The sequence below is a fragment of the uncultured Methanobrevibacter sp. genome (genome assembly GCF_946184425.1).
GTDB lineage: Archaea > Methanobacteriota > Methanobacteria > Methanobacteriales > Methanobacteriaceae > Methanocatella.
Map to the genome: position 1 here is coordinate 1 of NZ_CAMHFP010000074.1, position 4,328 is coordinate 4,328.

Here is a 4,328-nt window from a genome sequence, read left to right on the forward strand (position 1 = left end):
TAATTTCAACATCCGGATTTGAAGTATTAGTTTCTTCAAGCAATTCTTTAACATTCAATGAATTGTCATTATCATCTTCAGAAATGATATAATCCGCTTGACTGTTTTCATAGATATAATCGATTCTGTCCTGCGGATATTCCAAATCAATAGGAATATATGCACATCCTGCTTTTAGTATACCCAAGATAGATGCAATTAAATCACTGTTTCTGTGAAGCATAACCAATACATTATTTTTTGGCTTGACTCCTTTTTTAATTAATGCATTAGCAATTCTATTAGCTTTTTCGTTAAGTTCAGCTGCGGTTAATGTAGCATCTTCCGCTACAAGGGCAATATTGTCTGGGTTTGCTTCAACTTGTCTTTCAAAGCGTTTGTGAATAAATGGAGTTTCAACAGGTGTGAAAATTGGAATTTCATAATTTTTATTCAATTCAATTTCATTTATTGGAATTTGATCAATATCCATTTCAATGAATTGGTTTACAGTACTTAAAACACTGTTTAAAAATGTTTTAATGTATTTTTCACTATATAACTGGTCATTGTACAATAAGAACAATTCAAGATTATCTTTAGATTCATTAATGTCAAAAGTAATCTTATAATTTGTTTCAACAGTATCCAAACGGGTCACTTCATACTCGTTACCGTTCATTGTGAGGATACTTTCATCAAAGTTATTATATGTATACATGAATTCGGGTTTTAATTCAAATTCTTCTGAAATTTTAGTATAAGGATATTCAGAATGTTTAAGTGTTTCCTTCCATAACCTATCAGTTTGATTTAATAATTGTCTTATAGTAATGTTTCTATCTTCATTAATAGATAATATAGGAAGTGTTTTAACTAAAAATGCCTGTGTATTGAAGTAATTGGAATTTGACCTGCCGTTGAAGATAGTTGTTATCAGAGTTTTGTCTGAAAATGTGTACTTATTCAAGTTCAATATTGTACTTGCCATGAATAAAACGTTAGGGCTTATCCTTTCATCAGCACAGAATTTCCGGATTAACTGAGGATTAATGTTTTTAGATACTGATTTCAATTCACCATCGTCAGGATTGCCGTTCAAATTAGGAGTCAGCACGGTTGAATCTACTTCCTGTGTCATTAACTCATGGAAGTATCTTTCAGATGCAATGTATTCCTCACTATTTTCATTATCCTTTTCAATCAATGCATTTATATAACCATCAATTGTTTCCTTTTCAATTTCTTTTCCATCATAGACATCTGAAAAGCTTTTGAACAATATGTTTACAGATGCACCGTCTGTTATAATGTGGTGCATGTCAAAGAAGAGTATGACTCCATCATCAGTCTTATATATTTTTGCCCTAAACAATTGCCCACCAAGCAACTCAAATTTCTTGAAGTTAAGATTATAGATTTCCTCCTCGCTAATATGTGGCACTTCAACAATAGGAATGTCATCAATTGGAATTGAATCATCACGTTTATGCATTAGCTGGTCACCATGCATGATTATTCTTGTTTTAAGATATGGATATACTTCAAATGTGTTGATAATTGATTCCTTTAACTTTTCAGCATCAATTGAGTTATCAAATTTTATAATAAAAGGTAAGTTATATTGTGGCTCATCAGGATTCTGGGCACATTCATAATAAACACCCAACTGGTTTGCAGTCAATGGAATGTATGTTGAATTTTTTGCTGTTTCAATAATCTTCTCAAGTTTTTCAGAATCTTTTTGAGCATTATCGATTTCACTGGCAATCTTTCTAATTGTCGGTTCGTCAATCAGCTTGGAAATATTTAAATTAACACCAGTTTCTTCAAAGACAACAGCACTTAACTTCATTAATGTCAATGATGTAAATCCTACAGCATATAAATCATCAGTTACACCTAATTCTGTGCTTTCAGCAACAGATGCCGCAATATCAAATAATTTTTTCTCAGTTTCTGTTTCCGGTGGAATTAACTCTAAATTAAGTACTGGTTTTGGGAGTTTTTTAAGGAATATCTTTCCATTAGGTGTTTTTGGCATTTCATCCAATTGCATAAATACTGTAGGAACCATATAAGTGGTTAATCTATCCTGCAGGTATTTTTTCAATTCCTTAACATCAATTTCTTCATTAGCAGTAAAATATGCACATAAATGGTCGTTATTGTTAATCTTTTTAACTACAACTGCAGTTTGCTTTACATTTGGGAATTTAGTGATGTTTGATTCTATTTCCCCAATCTCAATTCTCAATCCTCTGAGTTTAATCTGGTTGTCCATCCTTCCTTTGGAGATTAATTTTCCTTCTGAAGTTTCTACACCGAAATCTCCGGTTTTATAGAATGGGATATTATTGATTGTAATGAATGATTCCTGGCTTTTTTCATCAAGATTATAATATCCTTTTGAAACTCCACAACCCCCAATGTAAATTTCACCCATGACACCAGGAGGTAATATTCGTCCATCAATATCTCTTATTTGAGCAACTACATTAAATGGCGCATCACCAATTGTCAATTCATTATCTATGCCAGTTATTTTCTCAATTGTTCCGATTCCTGTCACTTCAGTACATCCGTAAATTACATAAGAATTCATTTCATCATTGGATAATAGAACAGGCACAAGTTCTTCTGGAACTTTTTCTCCACCCATATTGATCTGGTTAATTGAAGATAATGCTTTTTCAAACGGTTCATATTCCAAGTATTGCTTTAGACGTGAAGGTGTGGTGAATGTGAATGCATCGGGTTTTTCTTTTTCCATTAACCTAACCAATGATTCAATGTTTTTCACTTCATCATCATTTGCAAATATCAATGTATTCCCATAAGTTAAACTTAAAAAATCAGCTGTAAATGCAACAAAGGAAACTGTAATGACCCCAAGGTTTTTCTCCATTTTGGAATATGCTTGATAAACAATATTTTCTTCATCTTCAGTGAATCCGCTTGTAACGTTTCTATGAGTTCCCATTACTCCTTTTGGCAAACCTGTGGAACCTGAAGTGTAAAGGAGATATGCCAAATCATCTGGAGAAATCTCAACATTTGGATTTTCAACATTTTCCTCCTGAAGCAATTCATCAATGCCGATTGAATTTTCCATAATGTCAGTAGTTTCAGCAAGAATATAATCTGCCTCACTGTTTTGATACATGTAGAGTATTCTTTCTTTTGGAAATGCCATGTCAATAGGAATATAAGCACATCCTGCTTTTAAAACACCTAAAATTGCAGCAATCAAATTGCTGTTTCTGTGAAACATTATAACAATATTGCTTTTAGACTTAACGCCTTTTTTGATAAGGGCATTGGCAATCCTATTGGCTTTTTTGTTAAGTTCATCATATGTTAATCTTTCACCGTCTGCAACAAGTGCCAGATGGTCAGGGTCTTTTTCCACCTGCTTTTCAAAACGTTTATGGATGAACGGTGTTTTAATTTCATTGAATTTGAAATATTCATCTTCTTCTACAAGATAAATATCTGATAAAGTTTTGTTGGAAATATTGATTGATAAAAATTGATTGATTATTTGGTTGATACTATTTAAGAATAAATTAACATACTTCTCAGAATATAATTGATCATTATATGAACCAGACAATATGAATTCCTCAGGATTTTCTTGGACACTCAAGTAAAAATCATATTTATATCCTAATGAATCAAAATCCAATTCTTTATTGAATGCATAATATACTCCAGATTTTAAATCATATTCCTTAATCAAATCGTCTATCGAAAAATTAGAGTATTTTAAATTTTCATTATAATCCTTTTTGATTTGCATCAAATAATCTTTAATGGAAATTTTCCTATTTTCAAAATTTGTAGTGAAAATTATATTATTTTCATGGAATATTAAATTCTTATTTGAAAAGTTAAATTTATTTAATGCTAAAGATGTGCTGGCTAAAAAAAGAATATTATCAGTTATGGAATTTTTAGCACAAAATTCTTTTATTGAAAATTTATTTAATTTTAATTCTGCATTTTTTAAGTTTGGAGTTTTCATCCCATTTAAATCAGGATTAAGAACAGTACTTTCATCCAAATCTTTTATAATCTGTAAAAAATATTTTATATAATTTACGTTTTTATCAATCATAGTATTCCATCCAAATATTTATTCATTAGATTATCTATTTTTTTTAAAATAAAAAGTTAATCATTTATAGATATATACAATAATTTTTTAATTTAACATTATAATTAAAGAAAATGGAAAATAATTATATGAAAAACATTCAAATCATCGTTTTAAAAAAAAAATCAAAAATAAAACTGATTAAACAAAATAAATATCTCAAAAAAAACACAACGGTTAACTAATTTAA

Annotated in this window: 1 protein-coding gene; it reads right to left on the reverse strand. The window is 30.0% G+C overall.

The genetic code is table 11. The features are described 5' to 3' along the window. On the reverse strand, positions 1-4,099 hold a 4,099-nt coding region (locus tag Q0P94_RS10325; protein ID WP_295116325.1), incomplete at its 3' end, for a non-ribosomal peptide synthetase. Positions 4,100-4,328: the final 229 nt, after the last annotated feature.